The sequence below is a fragment of the Synechococcales cyanobacterium T60_A2020_003 genome, from assembly GCA_015272205.1.
Lineage (GTDB): Bacteria > Cyanobacteriota > Cyanobacteriia > RECH01 > RECH01 > JACYMB01.
Genome location: JACYMB010000175.1, coordinates 1 through 6405 on the forward strand (window position 1 = coordinate 1; position 6405 = coordinate 6405).

5 protein-coding genes are annotated in these 6405 nt (G+C 52.6%); 1 reads left to right on the forward strand and 4 read right to left on the reverse strand.

The window, feature by feature from the left end:
* The 3 genes from IGR76_09185 to IGR76_09195 form a co-directional block, all read right to left on the reverse strand.
* The coding region (locus IGR76_09185; protein MBF2078680.1) for a hypothetical protein at positions 1 to 559 on the reverse strand (559 nt) is incomplete at its 3' end.
* Between the two features lie 390 nt (positions 560 to 949).
* Positions 950 to 3187, reverse strand: a complete 2238-nt coding sequence (locus IGR76_09190; GenBank protein MBF2078681.1) for a HAMP domain-containing protein — start codon at positions 3185 to 3187, stop codon at positions 950 to 952.
* Positions 3187 to 4320, reverse strand: a complete 1134-nt coding sequence (locus IGR76_09195; GenBank protein MBF2078682.1) for an ABC transporter substrate-binding protein — start codon at positions 4318 to 4320, stop codon at positions 3187 to 3189. The genes IGR76_09190 and IGR76_09195 overlap by 1 nt, the downstream gene beginning before the upstream one ends.
* 345 nt (positions 4321 to 4665) lie before the next feature.
* Here IGR76_09195 and IGR76_09200 point away from each other — a divergent pair, with 345 nt between their 5' ends.
* Positions 4666 to 5691, forward strand: a complete 1026-nt coding sequence (locus IGR76_09200; protein MBF2078683.1) for a phosphoribosylformylglycinamidine cyclo-ligase — start codon at positions 4666 to 4668, stop codon at positions 5689 to 5691.
* On the opposite strand, the gene IGR76_09205 is transcribed toward IGR76_09200, so the two are convergent.
* Positions 5688 to 6405: DMT family transporter (locus tag IGR76_09205; GenBank protein ID MBF2078684.1), on the reverse strand; the 718-nt coding region annotated here is incomplete at its 5' end. The two genes, IGR76_09200 and IGR76_09205, sit on opposite strands and share 4 nt — an antisense overlap.

Sequence of the window (6405 nt, forward strand, 5' to 3'; positions counted from 1 at the left end):
AACTTGCTCTTTTTTGATTCTGATACCCCGTCCGCTTGCGGCGGGGTAGTTCATTCGCAATTTCTCCACTCCAATCGGGGTTGAATCGGTACACTAAGACTCGATCGGTCTTCAGCAGTTGACGCACTTCTCGCACTGTAGCATTCAAAATAGTGGAGAGTTCCAGCGATTGCCGAATGCGCTGGGTTAGCTCCGTGAAGATCTTCTCCTGGGCAGCCTGCCCCCGCAAGGTGTCCTCAATTTCTTGAGCCTTCGTAATCTGAGCGCTGAGTGTCTGATTTTCCTTCAATAGCGCTGAAAATCGACGACTGGTTATAGCGTGACGCTGCAACCGAGCGATCGCCTCTTTCGACGACAGTTGAGTGGATAAATAATCCACCGCTCCAGCACGAAACGCTTGTACCGCAGCGTTGGGTGAGATCGGGTTTCCAGCAATGACCACAGACCAATGAGCAAGTCGGGGATTAGATTGGAGTTCTTTGCACAGAGCGATCGCCCATGAGTCCTGATTACTGTCATGCTCTACCAGGAGCAGGATGTCGGGGGGATCATCTGGCATTGTGTCGAAAGATACGCTATCTAGAGGCTGCTCGTTGATTCTCCAACCTGTAGTATTGAGAACTTTTGTCCACGTTCGCCAATTCGAGTTTGATCTGTTCACAGCCTCCGAATAAACCACCAAAAGGTGTAAGGACAATGCTTCTGGTTCTGTCAGGCTCATCATGATCTTTGAGCATCATAGGGGTAAACGGGCTATGGAACATGTCGTAGCGTGAACTGGGGGCTGAAGGGGATTAAATCTATACCTTATTTTATCGACCTCTGGTATCAATACTTGAGAAAATGGATGTTTTGCGGAGTGATTCCATAGGGTAGTCGTCGAGCCATGGAAATCGCGCTGTACCCAACTGGGATCGTGATGAAGGGCGATCGCTCCAGCATGGTTACCCTAGGATTGCCGCACCGGAAGCTCGATAATAAACTCTGCACCGTTCCCTGGCTGTGAAATGCAGTAAAGGTGGCCTTGGTGCTTTTCGGTGACAATTTGATAGCTGATAGACATACCCAGCCCTGTCCCTTTGCCGACAGGTTTAGTGGTGAAAAATGGTTCAAAGAGGTGTGTCTGAACATCAGTCGGAATTCCAGGGCCATTGTCGGCAATATGAATCGCTACCCAGGCAGGATTGGGCTGATGGGTGGAAATGGTAATAGCGCTGGGGTGAGTTTTGAGGTCGTCGGGCGATCGCCCCGCATCCCGCTCGTTTAGGGCATCAATGGAATTGCTCAGGATGTTCATAAACACCTGATTGAGTTGTCCAGCGTAGCATTCGACAGGAGGAATGTCGCCAAAGTTTTTAATCAGCACGATTTCTGGGTGAGTCTTACACGCCTTGAGCCGATGGCGTAAAATCATCAGCGTGCTTTCTAACCCGTCGTGAATGTTGATTTCTTTGACTTCAGCCTCATCTAAGCGTGAGAAGGTGCGTAGAGATTGCACAATCTCGCGAATCCGTTCCGTTCCCACCTGCATGGAGGCTAACAGGTTTGGAAAATCTTGTTGCAAAAACTCAAAGTCGATTTCGTCTAACTTATCTGCGATCGCCGCTGAGGGGTCGGGATACTGGTCTTGATAGAGTTTAATGAGACTTAAGAGATCCGAGACATAGTCTTTAGCGTGGCTCGTGTTCCCGTGAATAAAGTTCACGGGGTTATTAATCTCATGGGCAACCCCTGCGACCAACTGGCCTAAGCTCGACATTTTTTCGGTTTGAATCAACTGCGCCTGGGTATTCTGGAGATCTTTCAAGGTTTCCTCAAGCTGACCATTTTTCTCCTGAAGTTCCAGGGTCCGTGCTTCAACGCGCTGTTCTAGGGTGCGATTGTACTGAGCCAGTTCTTCGCGAGATTTCGCCAAGTGGTCGGTCATTTGGTTGAAGGTAGTTGCCAAGATCCCAATCTCATCCTTAGATTCCACCACGGCGCGGGCCTCTAAATCCCCATCGGAGAGTCGTGCGGTAACCTGAGTCAGACGTTTGATGGGATCGGCAATCTGCCGTCGGAGTAAGTAGGTCATACCCATGCCCAGGAACAGAGCAATCAGACCTGTGAGGAGCGTTTGCCACTGGGCCGCTTGCAAACTTTGTTGGCCACGTTCCAGATCTTGAGTAAGGGCTTGCTGCTCAATCATGACGATCTCTTCTAGCAGATTCAGCATGTCATCGGCTAGGGGTTCAACCTCAGCTTGAAAGAGATAGAGATCTTCACGGGCGCGATCGCCCTCGACAATGTGGAACAAATTATCGGAGAGTGCTAGGAACGGAGTCCGCATCGAAGCAATTTTGTCGAGCTTGGCTTGCTGACTAGCCGTAAGCAGGGAGCGCTGACTGATAATCTGCCGCCATGCCTCATTGTTTTCCCTGAGGTTGGCACTGTACTCAAACCGGAAGGAGGGATTTTGAGTCACAATGTAGCTTCGCAGCGAGGACACTAACAGGGCAAACGACCCACGGAAATCGATTAAATCACCTAGGAGAATCGTGTTTTCAGCCGAAGGCGATCGCCCTTCTTGCTCCTGAATAATTTCACCAATAGTGGTAGAAATGACGGCAATCGGCACTTCACCTTCCTCATCAAGCTGGCGGAGGGCTGGCTGATTATCCAGCGCATTGTTTCGCAGGCTAAATAACTGATCGGTTAAGGGCAACCAGTCGGTGTAGGTATCCTGTAAATCGTCTAAATACTCATCCGTTTTAGAAGAACGCTGCTGTTCCAGAAGTGCATGCATCTTGACTAAGTCTGCTTCAAAGGTCTGGCGCTCCTTCTGATAGCGATCGCGATACTGGGATTCCCCCGTCGCTAAATATCCCCGCACGTTGGACATCATGCTCAGCAAGTTGGCTTCGGCATCGGCTGAGATCAGCGCCATCGGCATCCGCAAGTCTTGAGTGCGATGAATCGTCAGCATGGCACGCACACTGCCCCAATAGCTGCGTCCTACCACTAAAAAGGTCAGGAAAAGCAGCACCCCAAACCCCAAGCTCAGCTTATGGCTGATTTGAAGATCATGCAGTTGCTGTTGTAGGCGATCCAGATGGGGATGCGGTTTTTGTCGGAGCTGATTGCGCCAGGTATTAAGCCGACGTAGGACTGAAGAATTGGTGGTAAAGGGAGGCAATCGAAAGGCCATCAGTTTGCTCCCCTGTTCAGCGCAACGTTGGCAAAGCTCAGCTCATTGACGTAGTTCCATTGATAAACCTGGCTCCGAAACGTCTTCCACTGGTCGAATAGGGTGCTGAAGGCTGTGTCTTGAGCGGCCATATCGTCATAAAGCTCGAAGGCAGCACGATAGGCTGCGTCTAGAATATCTTGACTATAGGGATTCAAGGTTGTCCCTTTGAGCAGCAGTCGCCGTAATGCCTCACCGTTCGCGGCGTCATACTGAGCCAGCATTTGGAGATTGGATTCGGCGATCGCCGTTCGCAACACCTCTTGGTAATCCATTGGCAATTGATCCCATGCTGTGCGGTTAACTTGGACTTCGTAGGTCGTTCCCGGTTCCCACCATCCCGGATAGTAGTAAAACGGCGCAATCCGGTTTAGACCCAAGCGCTCATCTTCATAGGAGCCGACCCACTCTGCGGCCTCAATTTTGCCAGCTTCCAAGGCTTCAAAAATTTCATTCCCCGCAAGCACCTGCACATCAACACCGAGCTGTTTCATCACTTCGCCGCCAAGACCGGGAGTCCGCATCTTCAGCCCCTTGAGATCGGCTAAAGATTTGACCTCGCGAATGAACCAGCCTCCCATCTGCGCTCCGGTACTGCCTGATGGGAAATACAGCACGCCAAAGTCGGAATACAGAGATTGCAGGGCATCCAGTCCGCCACCGTATAGGAGCCACGACATATGCTGCTGGGCATTGAGACCAAAGGGAACCGTCGTCCCGAAGGCTAAAGCAGGATTCTTTTTAACGTAGTAATAGCTAGCCGTATGACCACATTCTACGGTACCTGCGGAAACGGCATCCATGACCTCTAGACCAGGGACTAATTCCCCGGCTTCATAGGGTGTGATCACAAATTGTCCTTTGGTGATGTCGCTCACCCGTTGACAGATTCGCTCAACTGTTCCGAATACTACGTCTAGGAATTTAGGCCAACTGGTTGCCATCCGCCACCGTACTGATGAATTCGCCAAGTTGGAGGCAGACGAGTCGGAACTCTCCGGTTGAGAGGTAGGGGCGTTGGACTGACAGGCACTAACAGTCGCCAGACCCGTACCGCTCAACAGTGTGCGGCTAACTAAAGTACGACGTTTCATAGCAAGGGAGATCCATATTGCAGATGATATTGCAGATGATGAAGATAGAGAGCGTCGCTCCGGCATGGGGGAGGGCTTGAGTGATGCTAGATCAGCACGGCTCGGCCATCATAGATAAAATTCAATAGCTCAAGTCTGAATACCTAGGCTTTTGATGATATTGTGCCCATTTCAAGATGGAAGGTAACACAATGGCAACATCGATAGCCTTCCCAGAGGCGATCGCCCGTTTCAGGACAATTCTTGGGTTAAGCGTTGGGAATCCTGGGAATTGTGAAAGGTTAAGGCAGGGAGCAAGCGCAGATAGTAGAATACATCCTGCACAGGCAGCGTTTGGGAGTGGTCATGGATTATCGAGAGGCAGGCGTAGACATTGAGGCAGGGCGGGCATTTGTTGGCAATATTCGTGACTTGGTGGAAAGTACCCGTCGCCCAGAAGTGTTGGGCGGATTAGGCGGGTTCAGCGGACTATTCCAGCTTTCAAGCCAGTATCAGGAGCCAGTGCTGGTATCGGGTACGGACGGTGTGGGTACAAAGCTAAAATTGGCGCACCAGTGCGATCGCCACGATACGGTTGGAATAGACCTCGTCGCCATGTGTGTGAATGACGTGTTGACCTGCGGTGCAGAACCTCTGTTTTTCTTGGACTACCTTGCGACTGGAGCCTTGAAACCCGATCAGCTTACCCAGGTCGTGGCTGGAATTGCGGCGGGGTGTCGGATGGCAGGCTGTGCGCTGTTGGGGGGCGAAACCGCTGAGATGCCAGGATTCTACCAACCCGGAGAGTATGATCTGGCGGGATTTAGTGTGGGTGTGGTGGAAAAAAGCCAAATCCTAGACGGATCGCAACTTCAGATCGGGGACGTGGCGATCGCCCTTGCCAGCCAAGGGGTTCACAGTAACGGTTTTAGTTTAGTGCGTCGAATTATTGAGGTGGGAGGATACGGTCTGGGCGATCGCCCCTCCCAACTCGGCGGGCAGTCGTTAGGGGAGAATCTTTTGACCCCGACCCGGATTTATGTCAAACCCGTCCTTGCCGCCCGCCAAGCCGGACTTACCATCCACGGCATGGCACACATTACGGGGGGAGGATTGCCGGAAAACTTGTCCCGATGCCTAGGGGCAGGGCAGGCGATCCAGGTTGATCCGAATGCCTGGACGCCATTGCCGATTTTTCAGTGGATTGCAGAGGCCGGGGATGTGGCGCGACTGGAGATGTTTAACACCTTCAATATGGGTGTGGGCTTTGTGGTGATTGTGCCCCCAGAGCAGGCGGAGCAGGCGATCGCCCATTTCCAGAATCAGGACATCGCCGCCGTTCCGATTGGTCAGGTAATCCCAGGCAATGGTGACCTGGTGATGGACGTTTAGCCCTGGGCAAACAGGAGCCACACCCCGGCGATCGCCACCAAGACACCCAAAACCGCTCGCGGACTGACGCGATCGCCCATGGCCATTGCAATTGGAATCACAAACAGTGGGCTGGTGGCTCCTAAAGCTTGGGCAATTCCGGCAGCGGTGAACTTGAGGGCGGTTTGCTGAAGCCAAATGGCTAGGTAGGTGCTGAAGAAGGCCGTGAGCGCAATGATCCCGATTAAACGGTGCGATCGCCGGATAGTCCAAAAGGCCGCACTCTGGTTTCGTACCGTAACCAGCACCAGCAGCACCAGGACTCCAGCAATGATCCGGATCAGCATGCTCCACAGGGGACTGATGTTGCTGCCGACTAGAGCACTCCGGGACAGCACCGCTCCACTGGCTTGGGCAAAGGCGGCAATCAGGCCAAAAATAATGCCGGGACGGGGACGGGTTTGAAAGTCGGGGGTGTCGGGGGTGCGCTCGAACACAACCCACGCGACGCCCAGAACGGTCAGGCCAATGCCCAGCCACGCATCCAGGGAGAGAGATTCATCTAGAAACATCCAGGCAATGAGGGCGGCAATCGGAGGGGCTAGGGATTCGAGTAACAATCCTCGGCGTGCGCCCAGACAATTCAAGGATTCAAAATAGGCTGTATCGCCCAAGCCAATTCCGATCGCGCCACTCAGCATCAGGAGGGCGATCGCCGTTGGGGTTGTATCGGGC